At 62.8% G+C, this 23,824-nt stretch carries 26 protein-coding genes; 7 read left to right on the forward strand and 19 right to left on the reverse strand.

All coding sequences use genetic code 11. The annotated features are described in order from the left end of the window. Positions 1–195 precede the first annotated feature (195 nt). Positions 196–690, reverse strand: a complete 495-nt coding sequence (locus HPO_RS11350; RefSeq protein ID WP_051612545.1) for a MarR family winged helix-turn-helix transcriptional regulator — start codon at positions 688–690, stop codon at positions 196–198. A 263-nt stretch (positions 691–953) separates the two neighbouring features. Beyond that, positions 954–2,018, reverse strand: coding sequence for an enoyl-CoA hydratase/isomerase family protein (locus tag HPO_RS11355; protein WP_035598650.1), 1,065 nt, complete (start codon positions 2,016–2,018; stop codon positions 954–956). 152 nt (positions 2,019–2,170) lie between these two features. Between HPO_RS11355 and HPO_RS11360 the strand changes: the two genes are divergently transcribed. Beyond that, positions 2,171–2,458 carry a PilZ domain-containing protein gene (locus tag HPO_RS11360; RefSeq protein ID WP_162174038.1) on the forward strand — a complete coding sequence of 96 codons (288 nt, stop codon included), beginning with the start codon at positions 2,171–2,173 and terminating at the stop codon, positions 2,456–2,458. A gap of 10 nt (positions 2,459–2,468) precedes the next feature. Here the strand turns inward: HPO_RS11360 and HPO_RS11365 are convergent, their stop codons facing one another. The 4 genes from HPO_RS11365 to HPO_RS11380 all read right to left on the reverse strand — a co-directional run bounded on the left by HPO_RS11365 (position 2,469) and on the right by HPO_RS11380 (position 5,429). After that, the gene (locus HPO_RS11365) at positions 2,469–3,308 is read right to left on the reverse strand and encodes a TauD/TfdA dioxygenase family protein (protein WP_035598655.1); all 840 of its coding nucleotides are present in this window, start codon (positions 3,306–3,308) and stop codon (positions 2,469–2,471) included. Between the two features lie 96 nt (positions 3,309–3,404). After that, positions 3,405–3,962 (reverse strand): cytochrome b, encoded by a 558-nt coding sequence (locus HPO_RS11370; RefSeq protein ID WP_035598657.1) that lies wholly within the window; start codon positions 3,960–3,962, stop codon positions 3,405–3,407. Between the two features lie 41 nt (positions 3,963–4,003). Next, a complete protein-coding gene (locus HPO_RS11375; protein WP_035598660.1) occupies positions 4,004–4,393 on the reverse strand; it encodes a globin in 390 nt (129 codons plus the stop codon). A 70-nt stretch (positions 4,394–4,463) separates the two neighbouring features. Beyond that, complete coding sequence (locus tag HPO_RS11380) at positions 4,464–5,429, reverse strand: glycerophosphodiester phosphodiesterase family protein (protein ID WP_199285920.1); 966 nt, start codon at positions 5,427–5,429, stop codon at positions 4,464–4,466. Between the two features lie 183 nt (positions 5,430–5,612). Here HPO_RS11380 and HPO_RS11385 point away from each other — a divergent pair, with 183 nt between their 5' ends. Beyond that, positions 5,613–6,461 carry an SDR family NAD(P)-dependent oxidoreductase gene (locus HPO_RS11385; RefSeq protein ID WP_035598665.1) on the forward strand — a complete coding sequence of 283 codons (849 nt, stop codon included), beginning with the start codon at positions 5,613–5,615 and terminating at the stop codon, positions 6,459–6,461. 129 nt (positions 6,462–6,590) lie between these two features. On the opposite strand, the gene HPO_RS11390 is transcribed toward HPO_RS11385, so the two are convergent. Then, complete coding sequence (locus HPO_RS11390; RefSeq protein WP_035598668.1) at positions 6,591–7,730, reverse strand: isobutyryl-CoA dehydrogenase; 1,140 nt, start codon at positions 7,728–7,730, stop codon at positions 6,591–6,593. A gap of 59 nt (positions 7,731–7,789) precedes the next feature. Between HPO_RS11390 and HPO_RS11395 the strand changes: the two genes are divergently transcribed. Further along, positions 7,790–8,335 (forward strand): GNAT family N-acetyltransferase, encoded by a 546-nt coding sequence (locus HPO_RS11395; RefSeq protein ID WP_051612546.1) that lies wholly within the window; start codon positions 7,790–7,792, stop codon positions 8,333–8,335. A 29-nt stretch (positions 8,336–8,364) separates the two neighbouring features. After that, positions 8,365–9,363 carry a porphobilinogen synthase gene (gene hemB, locus HPO_RS11400; RefSeq protein WP_035598671.1) on the forward strand — a complete coding sequence of 333 codons (999 nt, stop codon included), beginning with the start codon at positions 8,365–8,367 and terminating at the stop codon, positions 9,361–9,363. 71 nt (positions 9,364–9,434) lie between these two features. On the opposite strand, the gene parC is transcribed toward hemB, so the two are convergent. Then, complete coding sequence (gene parC / locus HPO_RS11405) at positions 9,435–11,669, reverse strand: DNA topoisomerase IV subunit A (RefSeq protein WP_035598674.1); 2,235 nt, start codon at positions 11,667–11,669, stop codon at positions 9,435–9,437. A gap of 133 nt (positions 11,670–11,802) precedes the next feature. On the opposite strand from parC, the gene HPO_RS11410 reads away from it, so the two are divergent. Next, complete coding sequence (locus tag HPO_RS11410) at positions 11,803–12,486, forward strand: extensin-like domain-containing protein (protein WP_035598677.1); 684 nt, start codon at positions 11,803–11,805, stop codon at positions 12,484–12,486. 67 nt (positions 12,487–12,553) lie between these two features. Here the strand turns inward: HPO_RS11410 and HPO_RS11415 are convergent, their stop codons facing one another. From HPO_RS11415 to rpoZ, 9 genes are all read right to left on the reverse strand, one after another. Continuing rightward, positions 12,554–12,742, reverse strand: coding sequence for a hypothetical protein (locus tag HPO_RS11415; RefSeq protein ID WP_114105080.1), 189 nt, complete (start codon positions 12,740–12,742; stop codon positions 12,554–12,556). Positions 12,743–12,824: 82 nt separating this feature from the next. Beyond that, on the reverse strand, positions 12,825–13,556 hold the full coding sequence (gene recO / locus HPO_RS11420; protein WP_035598681.1) for a DNA repair protein RecO: 732 nt from the start codon (positions 13,554–13,556) through the stop codon (positions 12,825–12,827). Between the two features lie 6 nt (positions 13,557–13,562). Next, the gene (era, locus tag HPO_RS11425; protein ID WP_035598683.1) at positions 13,563–14,510 is read right to left on the reverse strand and encodes a GTPase Era; all 948 of its coding nucleotides are present in this window, start codon (positions 14,508–14,510) and stop codon (positions 13,563–13,565) included. After that, positions 14,507–15,262 carry a ribonuclease III gene (rnc, locus tag HPO_RS11430; RefSeq protein WP_051612547.1) on the reverse strand — a complete coding sequence of 252 codons (756 nt, stop codon included), beginning with the start codon at positions 15,260–15,262 and terminating at the stop codon, positions 14,507–14,509. The genes era and rnc overlap by 4 nt, the downstream gene beginning before the upstream one ends. After that, on the reverse strand, positions 15,259–15,672 hold the full coding sequence (gene acpS, locus HPO_RS11435; RefSeq protein ID WP_035598686.1) for a holo-ACP synthase: 414 nt from the start codon (positions 15,670–15,672) through the stop codon (positions 15,259–15,261). Before acpS ends, rnc begins: the two co-directional genes overlap by 4 nt. After that, positions 15,669–16,412, reverse strand: a complete 744-nt coding sequence (locus tag HPO_RS11440; protein ID WP_035598689.1) for a pyridoxine 5'-phosphate synthase — start codon at positions 16,410–16,412, stop codon at positions 15,669–15,671. The genes acpS and HPO_RS11440 overlap by 4 nt, the downstream gene beginning before the upstream one ends. Then, a complete protein-coding gene (gene pyrE / locus HPO_RS11445) occupies positions 16,412–16,993 on the reverse strand; it encodes an orotate phosphoribosyltransferase (protein ID WP_035598691.1) in 582 nt (193 codons plus the stop codon). Before pyrE ends, HPO_RS11440 begins: the two co-directional genes overlap by 1 nt. Beyond that, positions 16,983–19,250, reverse strand: coding sequence for a RelA/SpoT family protein (locus tag HPO_RS11450; protein WP_051612548.1), 2,268 nt, complete (start codon positions 19,248–19,250; stop codon positions 16,983–16,985). Before HPO_RS11450 ends, pyrE begins: the two co-directional genes overlap by 11 nt. An 8-nt stretch (positions 19,251–19,258) precedes the next feature. Then, positions 19,259–19,609: a DNA-directed RNA polymerase subunit omega gene (gene rpoZ / locus HPO_RS11455; RefSeq protein ID WP_035598694.1), complete on the reverse strand. Its 351-nt coding sequence runs from the start codon at positions 19,607–19,609 to the stop codon at positions 19,259–19,261. Between the two features lie 155 nt (positions 19,610–19,764). On the opposite strand from rpoZ, the gene HPO_RS11460 reads away from it, so the two are divergent. Beyond that, entirely contained in the window at positions 19,765–20,334 is a 570-nt protein-coding gene (locus HPO_RS11460; RefSeq protein ID WP_035598698.1) for a LabA-like NYN domain-containing protein, read from the forward strand. 68 nt (positions 20,335–20,402) lie between these two features. Here HPO_RS11460 and HPO_RS11465 read toward each other — a convergent pair whose 3' ends face one another. Beyond that, entirely contained in the window at positions 20,403–22,118 is a 1,716-nt protein-coding gene (locus HPO_RS11465; protein ID WP_084324280.1) for a phosphatidylglycerol lysyltransferase domain-containing protein, read from the reverse strand. Between the two features lie 109 nt (positions 22,119–22,227). On the opposite strand from HPO_RS11465, the gene HPO_RS11470 reads away from it, so the two are divergent. Then, the gene (locus HPO_RS11470) at positions 22,228–22,677 is read left to right on the forward strand and encodes a DUF2267 domain-containing protein (RefSeq protein ID WP_035598701.1); all 450 of its coding nucleotides are present in this window, start codon (positions 22,228–22,230) and stop codon (positions 22,675–22,677) included. A gap of 154 nt (positions 22,678–22,831) precedes the next feature. On the opposite strand, the gene HPO_RS19785 is transcribed toward HPO_RS11470, so the two are convergent. After that, positions 22,832–23,689, reverse strand: coding sequence for a lipid A-modifier LpxR family protein (locus HPO_RS19785; protein WP_051612549.1), 858 nt, complete (start codon positions 23,687–23,689; stop codon positions 22,832–22,834). Positions 23,690–23,824: the final 135 nt, after the last annotated feature.

Genomic DNA, 23,824 nt, shown 5'->3' on the forward strand with positions numbered 1-23,824 from the left:
CGCCTCTAATCCTGACGCCAGATTAGAGACTGGGGCCTTTGGAGCAAGCCCCCCTATCGCTCCCCTTCTCGCCCCCTGCCGCGCGCGGCGCCGGGCAAATCCGCCGGGTACAGTTGATCCGTCCACATACAAGTAAACCCCGGAGCGCCTTGTCCGCGCTCCAGGGTTTTCCCGTCTTCTTCCCCCCGAAAGAACCTAGAGACGATAACGGATCTGGTCAGACCAGAAGCGCTCGAGACGCGAAATGGTTTTGTTGAGCTGCGAGAGGTCGTCAGCACGGACGCTGGCGGTCGGCTCAAGCGCAGTTGCCTGCTTCTCGAACAGCTTTTCCACACGTGCACGGACTTTCTTGCCGCGGTCGGTCAGGCGCAGGGTAACCGTACGCTTGTCATCTTCCGAACGCGTCTGGACGAGATAGCCGCCCTCCTGAAGCTTCTTCACGTTGTAGGAAAGGCTGGTGCCGGCAAAGGCGCCGCGAGCGCGAAGTACCGAAGCCGGAGCTTCGCCTTCACCAATCTCGTAAAGGAGCAGAGCCTGAACGCCGGTCAGCGAACGTTCGCCGGCGCGTTCCAGATCATCCTTCACCACATCGTGCAGACGGCGATGCGCCTGCTCAAGAAGGGACAGCGACTTCAGGAAAGATTCGCCGATTGTGCCTGTTGCAGTGTCCTGCATGTCGATCATCATCATATTCACCACCACTCAACTTTTACTCAACTTTTGTTGTAGTTTGAGTAGATTTACAGGATCAGGCCTAATAAATTGATAAGCACAATGCGGTTTCAAATGATGTTGGTAAACAAATCAGAGCATTCATTAACCGTTACTGCCCCGTAACGTGTTTTTGCGCCGGATTCCGTTTCATTTTGAAACAAGGGACATAAAAAGACCGCCTCGGAAGTATCCGGGCGGTCTTTATCTTGAATAAGACTGAATATATGGAGACGCTGCTTCTAGTCTTCGAAACTCAACTCATTCTCACCCAGCTGCTCAAAGTATCGCGCCACCTCTGCCTCGCTGACATCTTCCAGGCGCGCTGGCGACCAGACAGGCGCGTTGTCCTTGTCGATGATGACGGCCCGCACACCTTCCTGGAAGTCATGGCTCTGAACCTTGCGCCAGCCAATGCGGAACTCCATGCGCATATTGTCTTCAAAGGTTTCGCAGCGCCCGCCTTCACGCAACTGGCGCAGGGCAACCTTCACCGTCTCGGGAGATTTGGCGCGGATCGTGGCCGCCTCGCCCTTTGCCCAGTCACCGGGGTCACCTTCCAGCGCAGCCACAATGGCCTCGGCGCTCTGGCCGGCGAAACAGCGATGGATGGTTTCGCGATGCGCGCCATAGGACGGCGCCGGGATGGGATGAGTCAGACCGCGGAGCATCTCGTTCAGCATGGCGCTGGCATCCATCGAGAAGTCCGCCGCTTCAAGCTGCCTGCCGAGGGCCGGCACAAGCTCGGACGGGAGATAATGGGTGGCCACGCCAGCCGCAGCCACATCGGCGCCTTTCAGGCGCGCGCCGGTCAGCGCAAGCCAGGTGCCCAGCTCGCCCTCCAGCCGCGGCAGGAACCAGCCGCCGCCCACATCAGGAAAGAGCCCAATGCCGGTTTCCGGCATGGCAAACAGTGTGCGCTCGGTGGCAATGCGGTGAGAGCCATGCACGGAAAGCCCCACGCCGCCGCCCATCGTAACGCCATCCAGAATGGAGATGACCGGCTTGGGAAAGGCTTTCAGCGCGGCATTCATGCGATATTCGGTGCGGAAGAAATCCCGCGCTTCGGCCGCGTCGCCCGCGCCGCTTGTCGCAAGCATCCGGATGTCCCCGCCAGAACAGAACCCCCGCGTGCCTTCCTGATGGTCGATCCATATGATATGAATGGAGGGGTCATCTCTCCAGGCAACCAGCGCCTTGAGGATGGCTGCACACATCGGCGTGTTGAGCGCATGAAGTGCGGCCGGGCGCGTCAGCGTGATACGGCCGATGCCACCTGCGGCTCTGATGTTTACGTCTGCGCTCAATTTGCTTCTCCCCAATCATGAAGTCCGGATGACCGGAATCTGTTCAATTAAATCAATGGCTTTGGACAGGGCTTTACTTGGATATGTCATTATAAAGATATGCCATTCCCCTTATGGCTCAACATCCTACCCATGACCGCCTGGCCATCCCCATGACCCAACAGCGCTCTCAAATCAACCATCAGCCCTTCCTGCAATATAACAGGCGGGGCCAGCGGATACGTGTCGAAGGCAAGGCGTATGTGCGCCTCGGCCTGTTCAAGCGTGTGGAATGCGAGCTGCGGGACATATCCCCCGGCGGCGCGCGCATCTGCGTACCGGAAGGGATCGCGCTGCCCGATCAGTTCGTGATGACACTGCCGCAATTTAAATATCCCCGCACCTGCATGAAGCGCTGGGAAAGCGGCCGGGATGTAGGCGTCGAATTCCGGATGGACTGAACCGGCGGCGCTAATTCAGCGCGCAGCCTTCAATCGTGATCCGGTGCATCAGGCGCCGCTCTCCATGATAGTCGTTCATCGCCCAATGCCATGTCGAGCGGTTGTCCCAGAAGGCAACGGAGCCCTCGCGCCATTTGAAACGGTGAGCATGATCGGGGTTCATCGCATGGGCATAGAGGCGCATCAGCAAGGCGTTTGACGCGTCATCATCATAACCTTCAATGCGCGTGGTGAAGGCCGGATTTACATAGAGCGCCTTCTTGCCGCTGAGCGGATGAGTGATGACGATGGGATGGGTTACATCCTGCAATGCATCCGCCGCCGAAGTATTGCCAATGCGCCCGCCGGTATCTTCATTTGCCTTGTAGAAATTGTTCTCTGCCGAACCGAAGATATGCTTGGCCGAATGCACGGCGCGCAGGCTGGATATCTCTTCCTTCGTGGCGTCGTCCAGCGTGTCGTAAGCAGTATACATGGAGGCAAACCAGGTGTCGCCGCCCGCATCGGGCAATTGCCGGGCGACGAGGACAGACCCCATGGCCGGTTCGGCATCATAGGAATGATCCGTATGCCAACCACCGCCGATATTGGTTTTCTGCTCCTTCTCCTTCAGCACGAGCGCAATTTCCGGATAGCGCTCATGCGCCAGGAAGAAGCGGTTGATATTGATCGGGCCAAAGCGCCGGGCAAAGGCGATGTGGTCGTCTTCGGTGAGCGATTGATCGCGAAAGAAGATGACGCCGTGATCGGCATAGGCCTGCCGGACGGCAGCAAAGTCCGCATCTGACAGCTGGCGGATATCGACACCGGTAATCTCTGCGCCGGCGCCATCAAGGGATGTGATCTGCATGGTTCCTCCCTGCCCGTTCTCTGGAGTGCGGCGGGCTGCTGAACGCAGACTAACCCCAGCGGGCGGGAATTGGCAATTACCCTGCCTAAACCCTGCCTATACGCCCGCTGGTTTGCCACTGAGCATCCGGGCCAGCGTCCCGTCCCTGTCGATGAAGGCATGCTTCAGCGTGGCAAGGATGTGCAGGCTGATCAGGGCGATGAAGGCGTAGGCGACGAGGCCATGGATCTGGCGGCCGATGGGACGAATGCCGTCAATGTCCATGATCGGCGAAATGGTGAGGAGGCCATAGATATTGATGGGCCGGCCACCCAGCAACGACATCAGGAAGACGCCTGAAAGCGGCATGGCCAGCATGCAGAAGATCATCCCCCAATGCGTCACACGCGCCACGGTGACCTGCCAGGCAGGCACACCCGCGACCGGCGGGGGAAAGCCCTGGCGAATGCGCCACCAGACGCGCCAGAGCGCAAACAGCAGCAGCACGGAGCCAGTGGCCCGGTGCATCGCCATGATGGGCGCGCGGTCTTCACCTTCAACGCCGCTATAAGCGAGATAGAGGCCCACCAGAATGACCCCTCCAAACAGGAGCGCGCCGAGCCAGTGGTTCAGCCGCGAGAGGCCACCATAGGTGGCATTTGTCTTGTCCGTCATCGCTCCGTCTCCCCTTGTTCTTCCAAGGGAACACTAGCGCATCAGGCGATGGCGGCAATCTCGCCCAGAAGATCAGCCCAGGCGGCTTCCTCGTCTGCCGTCCAATCGGGCATCAGCAGATCCCGGAACACATCGCGGATGCTGGCAAACATCACATCAAACTCCGCCCCCTCCACGCCATAGCCGCCATGGGAGAAGCGGGCCGCCGAAAGGATGACGCGCTGAGAGCCCGATCCCTCCACCAGGCCCAGGATCGCCTCGAAACAGGTTTCCAGCATCGAGCCTCGCACGCCGCCATCGGTGTCCATATCAAACAGCGGCTTGAAATCCGGCCGCAACGCGAAAAGGCGCGCATAAACGAGCGGCGCAGGGTCCGCGCAGGCCTCAGCGGCCCGCTCGAAGGTCGCGTGGATGATCTCTGCATTTGGCATCTGCGCCCTCCCCGTTTTTTATCGCCGTGACAGAACCCAGCCTACGGGACATCCACAATAGGGAGCCACCCTAATTGACGTCACCAAGGGATTCGATCCGGTCAGTCCAGACATAGCCACCGAAGCCTTTGGGAACCTTGCGCAACTGGGCGGGTGTGTCGATGCCGGGCGCGCCGTCATTGCCTGTCCCACCCGGCGTTCCGAACAGGATCACCTCACTGCCGGCCGCGCTCATCCGGGCCTCGAAGGCGCGCGGCCACCCCCAAAGCAGCGGGGCATAGTCGACAGGCATCAGCACGAGTGTGTTCTTGCAGCTATCGGGCACAAACCCTGACCACCCCATCAGCAGATAGTCTATCGGGCAATCTTTCGCGCTGCCCTTGGTGAAATGTTTCATGTCCGGAATGCGTTCGACCAATGCTTCCACCGGAATGGGCCCGCCATAGACGCCCCAGACCTGCCCGCGCCAGCGCGGGTTTGCCTCCAGTATCTCTGCCAGCACCCGGCCTTCCACAGCGCGGCGGCTTTTGAAGTTGATGAGGAACTTGCCTTCCGGAAAGGCGTCGAACACTTCGGGAAGCGACTTGATCATGCCCACCCCCTTGCCACGCAGGGGAAAGGTCTCTCCGCCATCGGCAGTGTAGCCATAGCCGGCATCCAGCGTGCGGATGAGGCTCATGGGCGTCTTGTTGGTCTGGCCTTCCGCCTCCGTGCGGCAGTCAAGCGTCCAGTCATGGAACACGGCGAATTCACCATCCGGCGTGAGATGCACGTCAATCTCGATGACCTCAGCCCCCGCCTCGAAAGCCGCCTGCATGGAGGGCAGCGTGTTCTCGATGAAGTCGTGCGTAGGCGGATAGATGCGGATGGCGGTGCAGGTGTCGCGCTCAAGGTCTTCGCGGTGGTAGGTCTGGTGAACCCCGCGATGGGAAATGAAGCGGAGCGGGCCATCGCTGGCGGGCGGAGTAAAGACGCTGGTGTTGCGCAGCCAGAGGGCGGCGATGACAACCAGAAGGCCAATCAGGATTTTCTTCAGCATATGTAAGCCCCGCATTTTCGTGAACGCCGGTTTCGCGGGACATCACGGCGCCAACAAGGCAGGCCTGAGATTCTTTCCGGTCCAATTCCGGGCGCAGGCCTGACGCCGCGTGAAGCCGGCTTGCTGATTGCGCAGGGTCTTTGCCGGGCGCATGATTTCAAAAAAATCGGGAGGAAACCAATGAAGCATCTGGAAGGAAAAGTGGCCTTCGTCACGGGCGCCGCCTCGGGCATCGGCCTCGGCATTGCCACGGCGCTGGCGCAGGCGGGCGTAAAGGTAATGCTGTGCGACATCGAGAAGGCAGCGCTGGACAAGGCAGTGGCCGGCCTGCGCGAGACCAATGCGGACGTGGACGGCGTAATCGCGGACGTGTCGCTGAAGGACAATCTGCAACGCGCAGCCGATGAGACCATCGCGCGCTTCGGCAAGGTCCACATTCTCGTCAACAATGCCGGCGTGGGCGGCGGGGGCGACTATGGCAGCTGGAATGATGCGGGCTGGAACTGGGTGATGGGGGTGAACCTCTGGTCGGTAATCTGGGGCATCGAGATTTTCGGGCCGCTGATCGAGGCGCATGGTGAAGGCGGGCAGATCGTGTCCACCGCCTCCATCGCCGGCATGGTGGCGCTCACCAACCCAGCCTATGACGTGACGAAGTTTGGCGTGGTGGCGCTCTCAGAAGACCTGCGGCCGAAACTGGCCGCGCGCGGCATCGGCGTCTCGGTGCTCTGCCCCGGTGTGATCCGCACGAATATCGTGGATTCAGGCCGTAACATTCCCAGCCGCTTTGCCGGGCAGATACAGACAACGCCAGTCGAAGGACCGGGTACGGAAGTTCTGAAAGCCGTCACCGAAGCCATCGCCGCCGGGATCGACCCACTCTATGTCGGCGAACTGGTGCGCGAAGCAATCGAGAACGACTGGCCGCACATCTTCACGGATTTGCAATTCGAGCCACATATCGACGCGCGCTTTGCGGCGATCAAGGAAGGGTTTGACCGGATACGGGACCGCGTACCGCGGCACTAAAAGCCCCTTCTCCCTGAGGGAGAAGGGGTTGCTACGCCTACCCATTTCGCAACAATTCGGCGGCGCGCCCCCTCACCCCTGCCCCTCTCCCCCGTTCCGGGGGCGAGGGGTTCTGAGGCTGCGCTCCGCCTACCCCTTCAACATATCCCGCGAGATGATCACCCGCATCACTTCATTCGTCCCCTCCAGGATCTGATGCACCCTCAGATCACGGACAATGCGTTCGACGTGGTAGTCGGCGAGGTAGCCATAGCCGCCATGGATCTGCAGGGCGTCGTTGGCGACCTTGAAGGCGGTGTCGGTGACGAAGCGTTTGGCCATGGCGCACCAGCGGGTGGCGTCCGGCGTCTTGCCGTCAAGGCGTGCCGCCGCCTCATACAGCATCAGGCGCGCGGCCTGCAGCTCAGTTTCCATATCGGCGAGTTTGAACTGGGTGTTCTGGAAGTCGGCGATGGCCTTGCCGAATTGCTGGCGTTCCTTGGCATAGGCGACCGCCTTGTCGAGGGCGAGTTGCGCGCCGCCCAGCGCGCAGGCGGCGATGTTGAGGCGCCCGCCATCCAGCCCCGCCATGGCGAAGCGGAAGCCGTGCCCTTCTTCGCCGATGCGGTTTGCCGCCGGCACGCGCACGCCGTCCAGGATCACCTGCCGCGTCGGCTGGGATTTCCAGCCCATCTTGCGCTCATTGGCGCCAAACGACAGCCCCGGCGCATCCTTCTCGATGATGAAGGCGGACACGCCCTTGGCGCCATCGTCAGAGGTGCGCGCCATGAGGACGTAAACATCCGACGTGCCTGCGCCGGAGATGAACTGTTTGGTGCCGGTGATGACGTATTCGTCGCCGTCTTTCACGACCTTGGTTTTCAGGCTGGCCGCGTCAGAGCCGGCGCCCGGCTCGGTGAGGCAGTAGGAGGCGATCAGCTCCATCGAGGTAAGGCGCGGCAGCCAGGCGGCGCGCTGCTCCTGTGACCCAAAGGTGTCGATCATCCAGCTCGCCATATTGTGGATGGAGATGAAGGCGGCGGTAGAAACATCGCCATAGGAAAGCTGCTCGAAGATCAGCGCCGCGTCCGTCCGCGTCAGGCCGGAGCCGCCCACATCTTCCTTCACATAGATGCCCGCAAAGCCGAGTTCTGCAGCAGATTTGATCACATCGACAGGGAAATGGCTGTCCCGGTCCCAGGCTTCGGAATGGGGGGCAAGCTGGTCAGCGGCGAATTTGGCCGCCATATCGCGGATCATCTGCTGTTCGTCTGTGAAGATGAGGCTCATTGGCGTGGCCCTCCGATTGGCTTAAGTCTTTGGCCCGCTTGTCCTGTGAGCCCTGATATATGTCAATCCGACGCCCTCCTGCCGGGTATGAAACCGCCGGCGCCGCGCCTGAAGAGATCCCCGCCCTGATCGCGATCGATCTGGCGGCAGGGAAAATCTTCGAAGGCACCGGCCTGCTGCCCGAGGCGCAGCTGGACGACCATGTGCCCGCCAATGTGCTGCGTGAGGCCATGCAGACCGGGCATCTCCACACTGTGCGCGACCGCAAGGGCAATCTGGCCGGCTTCGCGCTGACCTCCGTGCGCGAGGGATGGCTCTATCTCGATCAGATCAGCGTGGACCCCGCCTATGGCCGCCAGGGCATCGGCAGCGCGCTGATCGGTCGGGTGATGCTGGAAGCCAAGGACCGGGGCCTGAAACGCGTGACGCTGTCCACGTTCCGTGATCCGCCCTGGAACGGGCCGTTCTACCGGAAAAACGGCTTCCGGGAGCTGCCCCGGAAGAAGATGGAAAAATGGATGATCGAGATTGAATCGATCCAGGATGATAACGGCCTCAACGTGCGTGACCGGTGTTTCATGGCGCGGCGATTGGGCTGGTTGTGAGGGCGCCGCATTCGGCGCTAGGAGGAAGAATGACCCCGTTTCCCCAAGCCTTTCCCGGCACCCGTATGCGCCGCCTGCGCCAGGCCCCCTGGGCGCGCAGCCTTGTGGCAGAAAATGTCCTCACCCCGGCAGATCTGGTCTGGGCGGTGTTCGTGCATGATGGCGAAGGCCGCGTGCCCGTCAGCTCCCTGCCCGGCGTGGACCGCCTCAGCGTCGCCGAAGCGGCCCTCACCGCCAAGCGCGCCAAGGCGCTTGGTATTCCGGCCATCGCGCTGTTCCCCTATATCGGCCCGGAGGGCAAAGATGCAGACGGCAGCGGCGCGCTTTCCCCTGACGGCCTCGTGCCCCGCGCCCTGAAGGCCATGAAGGATGCCGCGCCGGAAGTGGGCCTCATCACCGATGTGGCGCTTGATGCGTATACGTCGCATGGCCATGACGGCCTGCTGGATGAAGACGGCACCATTCCCAATGACGCGACGGTGGAGCGGCTGGTGGAACAGGCCCTGGTGCATGTCAGCGCAGGCGCGGATGTTGTGGCCCCGTCCGACATGATGGACGGCCGCATCGGCGCCATCCGCTACGCCTTCGAGGAAGAAGGCTTCTCCAACGCCATGATCCTCGCCTATGCCGCCAAATATGCCAGCGGCTTTTACGGGCCTTACCGCGAAGCCATCGGCTCCGCCGCAGCCCTCAAGGGCGACAAGAAAACCTATCAGCAGGACCCCGCAAACTCGGATGAAGCGCTGCGCGAAGTGGCCCTCGACCTTGCCGAGGGCGCCGACATGGTGATGGTGAAGCCCGGTCTTCCGTATCTGGACATTGTGCAGCGCGTCTCGTCCACCTTCGGCGTGCCGACGCTCGCCTATCAGGTGTCGGGCGAATATGCGCAGATCATGGCCGCCGCGCAGAATGGCTGGATCGACGGCGACCGCGTGATGATGGAAAGCCTGATGTGCTTCAAACGCGCGGGCGCCAGCGGCATCATCACATATTTTGCAGAACGCGCCGCCGAGAAGCTCGGCGGATAGGCCAGAGCCGCCGCCTCACTTCTCGTTCCAATCCTATTTCAACCCATCAGCAGGCTGAGGGGATCCCCGCCTCAGCCGCTGAAGGTGCCCGTCCTCGGGAAGCCCTTGGGCACGACCTTGCCCGCTTGCGCGCGCTGGCCTTTCCACTCTTTCCATTCCTCGAAGGCGCGGTGGCGGCCACCGGTGACGACGATCAGGCCGTCGCGCTTGTCGAAGGTGATCAGGTCAGCGAGCTCTGCCCCGCCGCTATAGGATTGCAGCTTGTTGCCTTTGCCGCGCGGCATTTCGGGCAGATCCTTCAGCGGGAAGATCAGCATCTTCCGGTTGGTGCCGACCACCGCAATCATGTCGCCCAGCACAGGCACGCAGACATTGAGATGCCCGCCGCCGGTGTTGACGATCTGCTTGCCCGCCTTGCGGTTTGACTCAAGCTCCGTCTCCGGAACAACGAAACCATAGCCCGTGGACGAGGCCATCACGCGTTTACGCTCGGGCTCAAACTTGAACATATTCACGATGGCGACATTGTCTTCCAACTCGATGGAGAGGCGGATGGGCTCGCCATGGCCGCGCCCCCCCGGCAGCTTGTCTGCCGCCAGCATGAAGGCCCGCCCATCCGAGGACATGAAGACGAGCTTGTCGGTGCTCATCACCTCTTCCATGAAGCCCGGGCCATCGCCTTCCTTGAACTTGATCGACTCCGGATCAAGCCCATGGCCTTTCATGCCGCGAATCCAGCCTTGCGCGGAGAGCACCACGGTAACCGGTTCCTTCGGGCGCGTCGCTTCAAGCGCAGCGGCAAGGTCAACGGTGGGCGCATCTTCAAAGGTCGCGCGGCGGCGGCCAAGGTCCGTTGACGGATCGAACTCGTCGCGCGCAGCTTTCAGCTCTTTCGACACGCGCATCCATTGACGGCGCTCAGAACCGAGCAGTTTCACCAGCTCGTCTCGCTCCTCGGTGAGCTTTGTGTGCTCGCCCTGGATTTCCATTTCCTCCAGCTTGCGCAGCGCGCGCAGGCGGAGATTGAGGATGGCTTCGGCCTGAATGTCTGAAATCTTGAACCGCTTCATCAGGACGGGCTTGGGCTCGTCTTCCGTACGGATGATGCGGATCACCTCGTCAATGTTCAGATAGGCTTTCAGGAAGCCTTCCAGGATGTGCAGGCGCTTCTCGATCTTGTCGAGACGGAACTCAGCCCGGCGCACCACCACTTCACGGCGATGGTCGAGATAAGCCTGCAGCACATCGCGCAGGCCCATCACCTGCGGCGCGCCCTTGTGCAGCACGTTCATGTTCATGCTGAAGCGCGTTTCCAGATCGCAGGTCTTGAACAGGCTTTCCATCAGCACGTCCGGCTCAACCGTCTTGGCGCGCGGTACAAGGACGAGGCGGACATCCTCCGCAGACTCGTCGCGCACATCTTCCAGCAGCGGAACCTTCTTCGCCTCAAGCAGCTCCGAAAGCTTCTCCAGAAGCTTTGACTTCTGCACCTGATACGGAATTTCGGTGACGATGATCTGATAGGTGCCCCGGCCGGTATCCTCGACATGCCATCGGGCGCGCATGCGGAAGGCGCCCCGGCCGGTCTCGTAAGCCTCCAGCATCGAGGCGCGATCCTCGACGATCACCCCGCCGGTCGGAAAGTCCGGCCCCTGAACGAATTCCATCAGCTCTTCGGTGGTGGCCTTGGGCTTGTCGATCAGGAAGCGCGCCGCATCGATCACCTCGGCAACATTGTGCGGCGGAATGGAGGTGGCCATGCCCACGGCGATGCCCGTGGCGCCATTGGCGAGGAGATTGGGGAAGCCGGCGGGAAGCACGACCGGCTCCTCATCATTCTCGGCATAGTTGGGGCGGAAATCGACCGCGTTCTCGTCGAGGCCCTCCATCAGCAGTTCGGCGCCGCGCGTCATCCGCGCTTCGGTGTAACGATAGGCCGCCGCGCTATCCCCGTCGATATTGCCGAAATTGCCCTGCCCATCGACCAGCGGATAGCGGACGTTGAAATCCTGGGCGAGGCGGACCAGCGTGTCATAGATCGAGCTGTCGCCATGGGGGTGGTAGTTACCCATCACATCGCCAACGATCTTGGCGCATTTGCGATAGCCGCCTTCGGGATCGAGCCGCAGGACGCGCATGCCATAAAGGATGCGGCGCTGAACGGGCTTGAGGCCATCGCGCACATCGGGCAGCGCGCGGGACGTGATCGTGGAGAGCGCATAGGCGAGATAGCGCTTGGAGAGCGCCTCGCTCATCGGCTCATTGATGATCCGGTCCTCTGGGGGCTCGGTGGTGCGTTTGGACATTCTGGCCTCTTTGCAGGTCTCGCCACATTCTGGTGCGGGTTTGCGGGTCAGGATGCCCCGACTCGCTGGAAACAGCGCAGGTTAACAGAAACCTGCGTTTGGTTAAGGAACATCAAAGGCCGCTGCTGCAGATATGCGTGGAATCAGCATTCTCCTGACATATGCCTTCCTGATTGGCGCCATTGTCGTGATCCTCGCCCGCACATTGCCGGCGCGGCACAATCCCTTGGCGCCGATTGACCTGTCGGTGCGCCCGGGGCTGGCCATTTCCGCTCAACTGACCCGCCTGAAGGGTGACCGGGAAGCCTGTTTCGTGGCGCTCGACAACGCCGGCGTGGGCTATACCCCGCTGGAGGACGAGCCTCGCGGGGAAAAATGCGGCCTGTTTGACGCCCTGACGCTGGACCGGACGCTGACGCCCTATTCGGCCACGTTGCAGATGACCTGCGCGCAGACGGCGGCGGCCTATATGTGGGAGCGGCATGTGGTGCGCCCGGCGGCTGTGGAAATCTTCGATTCGCCGGTCGCCCGGATCGAGACCTATGGCAGCTTTTCCTGCCGCAACATTGCCGGCAGCCGGCGCCTTTCCCAGCACGCCTTTGGCAATGCGCTGGATGTCTCCGGCTTTCGCCTGGAGGATGGGCGGCTGATCGATGTGAAGGCGCACTGGGACAAAGGCGGCAAGGAAGCCAAGTTCCTCCGCCGCGTGCATGAGGGCGCGTGCGACCTCTTCTCGGTAACCCTGGGCCCCGAATACAACGCCGCCCACGCCGATCATTTCCACATGGATATGGGGCCGGGCCGCGTTTGCCGGTGAGACAGCAAAAAGCCGGACAGCGACGCTCCCCGGCCTTCTTTGAGCGCAGGCTCTGCCTTGGCTCTGCTCAGTTTACCTTGCAGCGATAGCCCTCTCGGCTCACCTCGGCGACATTGCCTGCCCCGCCGCAGACGCGGACGGCGATGTCAGTATTCTCCTGAACCTTGGTGGAAGCCGCCGAATTGTCGGAGACGGAGATGCAGCCCGTGAGGGCAAGGGTGAGCGCAGCGCTCGCGGCGATCAAGATCGGTTTCATGTCATCAGCCTTTTTGTTGATAGCTATCAACTCCCCGCGCGGACGTTTGGCGAAGGCGAATGAATGATCCGTGAATGGAGGGTCAAGCCTGCGGGGCAATGCGCTTGATCAGCCGCTCCCGCTCCGCGGGCAGGCCGCGATGGACGGAGGCGAAGAGGCGGTTTTCGATGAAATGACCGGTGAGGCGCAGGCCGGCGGTGATGTCTCCGGGGAAGATGTCGGCGCGGCTGTCGATCAGGAAGGCGGGCAGCGCGAAGAGACGGTCGACATATTGTTCTGCCTCCGAGCCACGCACGGCGCGGCCTGTGCGCGGGGAAACATGGGTGAGGCCGTCATTGGCGCCGCTGACGGCGCATTCATCAAGGTCCAGCCCGAAGCCGAGGGCAGAGAGAAGCCCGAGTTCCCAGCGCACATAAAGCGCCGGCCAGACTTCCGGATGGATCAGCTCGTCCAGCAGCAACGTGGTCGCCTCATAGAGGCTGGAGCCGGCCGCATCCCCCTCGTTGAGGCCCGCGCGCAAGAGCGCCGTGATCGAGGCAAGCGCCGCCAGCGCGGCGGGATCATCCAGCAGGCGCGAGGCGCGGTCCCGGCTCGCCTCGGCAACATCGAAGCGCCCCAGCTGATCGTCCAGCCGCCCGCTCCAGCTCAGCGCCACCGTGTTGCCCGTTTCAAACTGGGCCCGCTTGCGGCGAGAGGCGCCGCCATAGACAAGGCCGGAACGGCGTCCCCTTTCACGGGTCAGTACATCCAGGATGAGGCCGCCTTCCCCAAAGCGGCGCCCTCCGAGTACTATTCCGTTATCGGACCAGTTCATGCACCCTCAGACATCAAACTCCAGGCCGATCCCCTGATAGCGCTCACGCTTTTCCTGCCAGCGCTCATCCACCTTCACGAAGAGAAAGAGATGCACCGGGCGCTCCAGCATCTGGGTCAGCTCCAGCCGTGCCTGGCGGCCGATTTCCTTGATCAGGCTGCCGCCCTTGCCCAGCACCATCGCCTTGTGACCTTCGCGGCCCACGATGATAACCTGCTGCACACGAACGGACCCGTCGGCGCGCTCTTCCCAGGCTTCGGTGTCGACCATCAGCTGATAGGGCAGCTCCTGATGCAGGCGCAGCATCAGCTTTTCGCGGGTCACCTCCGCCGCCAGAAGGCGCATGGGCAGGTCGGCAATCTGGTCTGGCGGGTAAAGCGCCGGGCCTTCGGGCATCCGCGCCGCGATGGCCGCTTCCAGCTTGTCCACGCCGTCGCCCTTCTCGGCAGAGATCATGAAGATCTCATCATAGACGCCCGCTTCGTTCAGCGCCGCCATGACGGGCAGCACCTGATCATGCGGGAACAGATCAATCTTGTTGAGCGCGAGGAAGGCGCGCTTGCCCGCCTCCTTGAGCTGTTCGATCACGCGGCGATCATCCTCGATGGAGTGGCGCTGCGCCGCGCTGAGCCGGCCCGCCTGCTCGGCCACCCAGGCCGAGGCATCGACGAGGTGAACAATGCAATCGGCCTCCTCGGCCCCGCCCCAGGCGGCCTTGACCATCGCCCGGTCCAGCCGGCGCTTGGCGGCGAATATGCCGGGCGTGTCGACGATCACGATCTGGGTATCCCCCACCTGCGCCACGCCGCGCACAGGGAACCGCGTCGTCTGCACCTTATGCGTGACGATGGCGACCTTGGCCCCGACAAGGCGGTTGGTGAGGGTAGATTTGCCGGCATTCGGCGCGCCGATGACGGCGCAAAACCCGGCGCGGCGGATATCTGTTTCGCTCATTCTGTTCCTGTCAGTGTTCGGAGCATCAGGGCAGCAGCATGACGCTCCGCCTCGCGCTTGGAAGAGCCGGTAGCGGCAGCCTTGCCCATGGCAAGGCGAACTTCAACTTCATAAACCGGGGCGTGATCGGGGCCGGACCGGCCGGTGACCACATATTCCGGCAACGGATGTCCCTGCCCCTGCGCCCATTCCTGAAGAAGGGTCTTGGGGTCCTTGGTTTCAGCCGGAACGTTTTCAAACTGCGGCGCCCAGGCGCGCTCGATGAACTTGCGCGCGGCATTGAGGCCGCCCTCCTGATAGATCGCCGCGATGATCGCCTCGCAGGCGTCGCCCAGCGTCGATTCCCGCTCCTGCCCGCCAGCCGCCGCTTCGCTCTCGGACATCAGAATGAAGCGCTGCAGCCCCAGATGCCGCATCGCCTCGGCGCACGCACCCTTCTTGACCAGCCGGTTGAGGCGCGGCGCCAGATCGCCTTCACTGTCAGACTGGCGGCGCTCGATCAGGCGTTCGGCAATGATGAGGTTCAGCACCCGGTCGCCCAGAAACTCCAGGCGCTGATTGGAAAGCTTGACCGTATCCCCCGACGGCGCAACGGCGCTCGGATGGGTCAAGGCGCGCTCAAGGCTCGCCGCATCCTTGAAGCGGAAACCGATGATGTCCTGCGCTTCCTTCAGCGCTTCGAGCGCCAATGACGGCCTGATCGCCTTGACGGCGGCGCGCTGGCGCGTGCGCTTCGGACGGGCGGGCTTCATCGCACATCTGCCATGGCAATGGCCTCGATGATCACCTGCGCTTCGGCCCAGGGATGATCGTCCGTAAGCGTCAGATGCACCAGGGCGCGATGGCCCGGCGGGGTCAGCTTTGCCAGGCGCGTAGCGGCCCCGCCTGTCAGCTCGAAGCCCGGCTTGCCCGAAGGCAGGTTGATAACGCCCATATGCTGCCAGTGGACGCCCGCGCGCGGGACGCCCGTGCCCAGCGCCTTGGCCATCGCCTCCTTGGCGGCAAAACGTTTGGCATAAGTCTCTGCCACGCGGCGGCGGCCGCGCGCCTTGGCAATCTCATAGGGCGTGAATACGCGCTGCTCGAACCGCTCGCCGAAACGATCCAGCGAGCGCTGGATGCGTTCGATATTGCAGAGATCGTTCCCGATGCCGATGATCATCCGCGCGCCTCGTCCATGCGGCGGCGCATTTCGCGGATCGCCGCGTCGAGGCCGATGAAGATGGCTTCCCCGATCAGGAAATGGCCGATATTCAGCTCGGCAATCTCCGGAATGGCGGCAACGGGGCCGACATTCTCGAAAGTCAGGCCATGGCCGGCATGCGGCTCGATGCCCCGGCGGCGCGCATCGGCCGCGGCTAGCTTCAGCCGTTCCAGCTCGGGCGCGGCGGCCTCTGCCCCGCCCTCGATCCAAAGCTCCGCATAACGGCCCGTATGCAGCTCCACCACCGGCGCGCCCAGCACTTCGGCCACAGCAATCTGCACCGGATCAGGCTCGATGAAGAGAGAAACGCGCGCCCCCGCTTCGTTCAGACGGCTGACAATCGGCGCAATCTGATTGTGCAGACCGGCCACATTGAGGCCGCCTTCGGTGGTGCGTTCCTCGCGCCGCTCCGGCACGATGCAGGCCGCATGCGGACGGAAGCGGACGGCGATTTCCGTCATCTCTTCGGTGGCCGCCATCTCCAGATTGATCGGCAGATGCGTGGCCGCGCGGATCGCGTCGAGGTCGCCATCGCGGATGTGGCGGCGGTCTTCCCGCAGGTGGATGGTGATGCCGTCTGCCCCGGCGGCGGCGGCAATCTCTGCCGCGCGCATGGGATCAGGATGGGCGCCCCCGCGCGCATTGCGAATGGTCGCCACATGATCGATATTGACCCCGAGGCGGAGGCGGCCGGTCATCAGGCAAGGCCCCGCGAGCCGGGCTTGATCGCTTCCAGCTTCTGAAGCTCCGGAGGCAGATCATCGGGCGCGTAATCCGGGAAGTTCACCTGCGCCAGCGAGATCAGCTTGCAACCGACATCGGCGCGCCCGCCCGAACGGTCGATGATGCACGCCCCGCCCACCACTTCGCCCGGCAGCTTGGCCAGCGCTTCCACCGTCTCGCGGAAGGAAAGCCCGGTCGTCACGATGTCTTCGGCAATCAGCACGCGCTCGCCTGCGGCAATCGAAAAGCCGCGGCGGAACTGAAGCTGACCATCCACGCGTTCGGCAAAGATGGCGCGGGCGCCCAGATGACGCGCGAGCTCATAGCCCGGAATGATGCCGCCCACGGCGGGGCCGGCTACCACATCGATCTTGCCGAAGCTCGCGGTGAGTTTCTCCGCCAGCGCCTTGCAGAGCTTTTCGGAAAGATCGGGCCGGGAGAAGACAAGCGCCTTCTGCAGGAACACAGGGCTGCGCCGCCCGGAGGAGAGGATAAAATGCCCCTCCAGCAATGCACCCGCCTCCTTGAATACGGCGAGTACGTCTTCACTGGTCATTCTGCCCCTCCTGGTCGCGTATGGCTCTGTCTACCACGGCCAACGACCGCAGTGCCGCAAGGATTTGCGTCATACGCTTCAGGTCTTCAACCTCAATATCCATCACCAGCTCAATGAAATCCGGATGCCGCGATGCCGTCGAGATTCCGATGATATTGCCATTGGATTCGGCCACCGCCGCGCAGAGCTTTGCCAGCACGCCGCGCTGGTTGGAGGCGTTGATGCGAATGCGGGTAACGGCGACGGCATCGGTGCGCGCCAGCTCCGTCCATTTCAGGTCGTGCCACAGCTCCGGCCGGTCATCATACTCGGCAAGGCGCGGGCAGCTCGACACATGCACCATCAGGCCCTTGTCGGGCACCTGCACGCCGATGATCCGGTCGCCCGGCAACGGGTGGCAGCAGGTGGAGAGATGCAGCGTGACGCCCGGCGTCAGCGTGCGCCCCTCGACAAAGAGCGGAACATGGTCGCTGTCGATCGGCGTCTTGGCGGTGTCGTCGGTCCGCTCGGGCTGGTAGCCGGGGAAAACAAGCTTGATCACGGCGGAGGTCTTGAAGCGTCCCCGGCCAACAGCCTCGCGCATGTCGTCGACGCTCTTGAAGCCGGACTTCTGCGCCACATCCAGCAGCATCACGTCCACCGGGTCGGCGCCCGCGCGGCGCAGGGCCTGGTTGATCAGCCCCTCGCCCAGCCGGCGGAATTCGGCAACCTCACGCTCGCGCTCCAGGCGCCGGAGGGCGGATTTTGCCCGGCCGGTATGGGTAAGCATTTCCCAGCCGCGGATCGGCTCAGCCGTCTTACCACGGATGATCTCGACCACATCACCATTCTTGAGCGGGCGGCGGAGGGATTTCTCCTCGCCATTGATGCGCGCGCCGATGGTCGTGTCGCCCACGGCCGAGTGAACGGCATAGGCAAAGTCGAGCGGCATGGCCCCGGCCGGCAGGATGATCAGCTTGCCCTTCGGCGTGAAGGTGAACACATGCTCGCGGTACATCTCCAGCTTGGCATGCTCAAGGAATTCGCCGGGCTCCGCCCCGTCACGGACGAGCTCTGCAAAGGCTTTGAGGTTGGCCTCCGGATCAAGACCGGCGGCGCGGGCCGAATCCAGGTCAAAGCCATAGGAGCGGTTCTTGTAGCCCCAGTGAGCGGCCACGCCATATTCGGCGGTGAGGTCCATCGTCTCGGTACGGACCTGCAGCTCCACCCGGCGGTTGCCGGAAGCGCGCACGGTGGTGTGAAGGCTGGCATATCCGTTTGGTTTGGGTACGGAGATGAAATCCCGGAAGCGTTCCGGAATACAGGCCCAATGCGTATGCAGCACGCCGAGCACGCGATAGCAATCAGCCACATCCGGCACGATGATGCGGAAGGCGAAAAGATCGGCCACATCGCGGAAGGAGATCGATTTGCGCTCCAGCTTGCGCCACAGCGAATAGGGCTGCTTGCGGCGGCCTCTCAGGCGGTAGCGCAGGCCCGCCTCATTCAGGATGCGCGTGAGGTCCGCGCGGATCCGTCCGAGGTCGTCCTTGTTTTCGCGTTCGAGCTCTTCCAGCCGGTAGATGATAGCGCGGCGGGCTTCCGGATTGAGTTCCTTGAATGCCAGATCGTCCATCCGGGCGGCCATATCATAAAGGCCGATGCGCCGGGCGAGCGGGGCATAGATGTCCATGGTTTCGCGCGCGGTCCGCTGCCGGCTTTCCGGCTTCTTGCGGAAGTGCAGCGTCTCCATATTGTGCATCCGGTCCGCCAGCTTGACCAGCAGTACACGGAGGTCACTCGTCATCGCCAGGATGAACTTCTGGAAGTTCTCCGCCTGCGCGGCTTCCTTGGAGGTGAATTCCAGCTTGTCGAGCTTGGTGACGCCGTCGACGAGCTCAGCCACCTGCGGGCCGAAGCGCACCTCGATGTCGCCAATGTCGATCTCGGTATCCTCGACCACATCATGCAGCAGGCCGGCAACGATGGTAACTTCGTCCAGCTTCACATCGGCCAGCAGGCTCGCCACCTGAACCGGGTGAGAATAATAGGCCTCGCCGGAATCGCGGGACTGTTCGCCATGATGCTTCTTGGCGAAATCATAGGCCAGTCCCAGAAGCTCGGATTTGACGCGCGGGTGATAGGCGCGGACCTTGGCGATCAGCTCTTCCCGCGAGAGAACCGGCGGCAGGTCAGACGCAATATCGCTGGCAGGAGCCGGTGTGCCAGCCCCCGTGCCAGCCCCTTTTTCCGGTCCGGAAAGGGCGCTGCCGTCCATTGGTGCTCCTAGAGCCGGTCGTCGCGCCCGGATTCGAGTTCTGCCTGATAGGCGCGCAGAACATCTTCTTCGGTCGCAGCCGGCGCTGCCTGAAGCGCAACACGGTCAGCTTCACGCTCGTTCTCCTCGCCCGGACGGATGTCCTGCAGGTTGGAGATGAGGGCTTCCTTGACGACTTTCAGGTCCACCGAGGTCTCAGCGATTTCACGCAGGGAAACGACCGGATCCTTGTCATTGTCCCGGTCGATCGTCAGCGGCGATCCTTCACGGATCATGCGGGCGCGATGCGCTGCGAGCAGAACCAGCTCGAAGCGGTTGGGAACCTTCTGGATGCAGTCTTCTACGGTAACGCGGGCCATACGGGGAAATACTCCTGAAGAACCGCCCTTTATATGCGCTGCAGCACGCCACGGCAACCCGTCCTTGCAGAGTCTGCAGGGGACCGGTATTCCGGACGTAAACGCGTCTGGGCATGAATTTGGCCCTTCCCTATTGGAAGAAGAGGATAAAGCCAATGGCTTTTTACAAGGATGAACGCCTGGCGTTGTTCATTGATGGGGCCAATCTTTATTCTGCGGCCCGGTCCGTCGGGCTGGAAATTGATTTCCGCAAGCTTCTCAAGGAGTTCCAGTCGCGCGGGCGGCTGGTGCGGGCGAGCTATTACACTGCCTTGGTGGAGAATGACGACTATAGCCCGATCCGCCCCCTGGTGGACTGGCTGGCCTATAACGGTTTCAACGTCGTGAAGAAACCCGCCCGCGAATTTGTGGACCGCGAAGGCCGCAAGCGGGTGCGGGGAAACATGGATGTGGAACTGGCGGTCGATATGCTGGAAGCGGCCACCTACTGTGATCACATCGTGCTTTTCAGCGGCAATGGCGACTTCCGGCGGCTGGTGGAAGCTGTGAAAAACAAAGGGGTTCGCGTGTCGGTCGTCTCGACCATGAATGCAACCCCACCGATGATTTCAGACGATCTGCGCCGGGAGGCGGATACCTTCATCGAACTGACCGATCTGGGCGATCTGGTGGCCCGGCCGCGCCGCGACACGAGCGACGCCCCGCCCCTCGATCACGACGACTAACCCCCGGAAAAGCCGGTCAGACGCCGGACATATCCAGGCAGTTTCGGACATTTCCGGACACGTCCGGGTCATCTGGCGGACGTTTTAGGCAGAATCAGGCCCAGCAGCCCGCCCGAAGTGAGCAAGGCCACCGCCATCAGCGCAAAGGGCAGTGACACCCTGGGCGGGGCGGCGATGAACAGGGGCTGCCAGTCCGGCGCAAATTTCGACTTGTAGGCTCGCAGGCCCCGGAAGCCGTAGAGGCTCTCGCCCCGGTCATAGGCGATGTGGCCGACATTGGTGAGGGCGGGCGAATACCGCCCCGGCCGCAGGCCCGAGAGCGGCGCCATGCCCAGATCGAAAACCTCAACCCCTTGCGTCTTGGCCCACAGGGTCACCCCCAGGAACAGGAAATCCATCACCCCATTGGGCGCGTCTGGGCCATGGCGCATCAGGTCGACCGCGATCTCCTTGCCGCCCGGCGCCGGCCAGAGCGAGGCGAAGGCCACCGGCGCCCCGCCCCCTCCTTCCTGCCGCACGATGGCAATGGGGAAGCGCGCCAGATAGGCCTCGTCATAGCGGCCGAGCGAGAAGGCCTTCTCGGTGCCCGAATGCGCTTTCAGCCAGGCGTCCGAGATCTGGCGCAGCGCTTCCCAGGGGACCGGGCCGCCCGGCGGGATGACCTCCACCCGCCAGCCATCGCGCAGCGCCCGGTTGCGTGCCTGGCGCAGCCGCGCGCGGGAGGATCCCTCCAGGCTGAACCCCGGCACATCGATGCAGGCCGCCTCCCCGATCTTGCGAATGGTGTACCCCAGATCGACCAGCGCGGGCAGCAGATCGCCGCTGGCGCCGTAGATGACTGGAGACTTGCCCGCATGATCGGCCGCTTCATGAAAGGCGATCAGGGCGTCGAGCTGCTCCTCCGCCGGGCCCACCGGATTGCCCATGGCGATCCAGAGGCCGCCGCGCCGGCCATACATGACGAAGCTTTTGCCCGAAGGCGTGAACGCGAAGGACTTGTCGCCCACAAACATCAGATTGGCATCGGGATGGCCTTCGCGCGTGGCGGAAAAGATGGCCTCTGCCCTGGCAAGGTCTGCGGCGGTGTGACCGTCAGCCTTCCGGCTCTGCCGCACACCGATGATCTGCCAGGCGGCCACGACGCAGCCGAGCGTGACGGCGCCTGCCAGCGCCCGCATGGAGCGCGGCGCATCGGAATCGCGCAGGAACGTCCACCAGAGATCATCCTGATAAGGAACATTCTCATAGGCCGCCAGCAGGCCCCAGATGGCAAGGCCGGTCACCGCGAAGATGGCAATCAGGCTGGGCAGCGACAGCAGCCCGTCCGACATATGGCCCCGGCGGTAGAAGGAGCGGCGCAGCGGCATCAGCGCCCCCGCGATCAGCGCCAGCGCAAGGGCTTCCTCCCAATGCAGCGCCTTCAGCAGGGAGAAAGCGGCGCCTGCCAGCAGCACAAGGATCGCCGCCCACCAGGCCGTATCAATCCGCCGCCAGAGGCCCGCCGCCAGGAAGAGAAGCAGCATCCCCAGCAGCGAGGCAACGAAATGAGACACCTCGACCAGAGGCAGGGGCAGCACGGCGAGCAGATCGCCCATCCGCCCCGCCAGATTTGGCTGGGAGGCCGAGAGCAGCAACAGCACACCAGCCGCAAAACAGATAATGGCCGCCGCCGGCGGCACAGCGGCATCCACAAACACCCGCCAGCCAAACTCCCCGCTGCGGGTTGTAGCGGGGGGCTCGCTTGACTGCTTTTCGGGGGTCTCTGCCAGTTCTTTCTCAGCCATTGCCCAGCCTGCCCTGCGTACGGAAAAGGAATCCCTGAGCTGTTGACTTGCCACGAATTGCGGCGAGCGACCACATGGGCAGCGCGGCGGAGGGATATATCAGTTAGGCATGCCAATGCCGTGGACCTATCGACATGCCAGCGCCGAATGGCAACGCTTCCTTGAAGTCGCCAGAGATGAAATGGATCTCGTCAGCAACAATTCCGCCTACACCGCCATTGAAGGCGTGCTGCTGGCCTTCCGACGGCGCCTGACTGTGGACCAGGCGCTGCGATTTGCCGATGCCCTGCCCAGTGTTGTGCGCGCCATCTTCCTCTACCGCTGGCATCCGAAAGCCCCATCGCCCTGGGGCAACCGCGAGGCGCAGACTGCCGAGGCAAAAGCCTTGCGGCCACGTCACAATCTGACGCCTGACAATTGCATTGAGGCGGCGGCAATTGCCCTGCGCGCGGTGGTCAGGCCCGATGAAATAGACCCGGTTCTGTCTGCCATTGGCCCGGAAGCCGAAGCCTTCTGGCGCGTCGCGCCAGAACGGCTGCGCCCGGTTGATTTTCCCTGAGCGTGCAAAACTCTGGCGCGGAAAAGCTAACCCATACGGCAGAAACGTCAGGCACGGGATACCATATTTTTCAGTATACTGATTGCCTGTGGGTCCGGAACCTCAAGGCGATCTGCCTTGTTGGTACTGGTGGCAGCCCTGGCAGCAGGCCTGCTCAGCGGCGCATCGTGAAGGTGATGCCCGCAAAGTCCTCGGTATCCTTGAGGCTGCGGTTGCGGTCGTCAAACTTCATCTCGCGGCGGATATAGCTGAAGGACAGCTCGCCCCCTGCCCGCTGGATCGACACGCCAGCCTGAAGGTCACCCACAGTGACCTGATCGGTGACCTGGACATCGAAGACATCCGACAGCGACGGCGTGGAGCCGGAATTATCCCAGACGAGCGCTTCGCCATCGGCGCCGACAAAGAGATACCAGCCTTCCGGCTGGCCCTTATTGTTCGTGAGGTTCAGGCCCTGACCGAAGCGGACTTCACCGCCGAAACGCTGGCTGGTGAGATCGCCTTCATCGCGGATGGCAACGCGCGGGGCGAGGCCAACGTCAAAGGCAAGGCCGGTGCGGGAGGCAGGCGCAGCAATGGAGAGGCCGAGCGACATATCCTGCACCACCTCAACCGAGCGGCCCGCGCGGCGGGTGGCCAGATCGGCGGCAACGCGCGACAGGGCAGAACTGCCGGTCCAGGCGAGGTTGGAATCAACGACCGACACGCCGGTGGTGCCAGAGCCCGTAAGGCTGAAGGCCGGCTGCGGCCCGGACATGGCAACAACGCTGATCGGGGCATCCGCGCTGGTCAGCGGCGTGATGACACTGGTGTTTGCCGAAGCGGCAAGCGCGGCGGACGCTGCATCGGAAGGGGCGTTCAGCGGGCCTGCGCCCATCGCGCCCGGAACTGCGAGCATCATGCCCAGCGAGGGTTCGGCTGCGGCTTCGGCGTAGGCATGCCCGGCGACATCGCCAGAGACACAGCCCTGGCAGGCTAATGATGCAAGACTGGTTGCGAATGCAATCATCATCACTCGGACGCCTCTCAAGGTAGAACCTCGCCACTGTTTCTGTAACGAAGTTCGCCCTTATCAGTTCCAATATCATGAAGAGAAATCGAGCCCAACACAGATTTCGGCCCGAATTGATTAACGGATCGCCTGCCC

The sequence above is a fragment of the Hyphomonas polymorpha PS728 genome (genome assembly GCF_000685315.1).
GTDB lineage: Bacteria > Pseudomonadota > Alphaproteobacteria > Caulobacterales > Hyphomonadaceae > Hyphomonas > Hyphomonas polymorpha.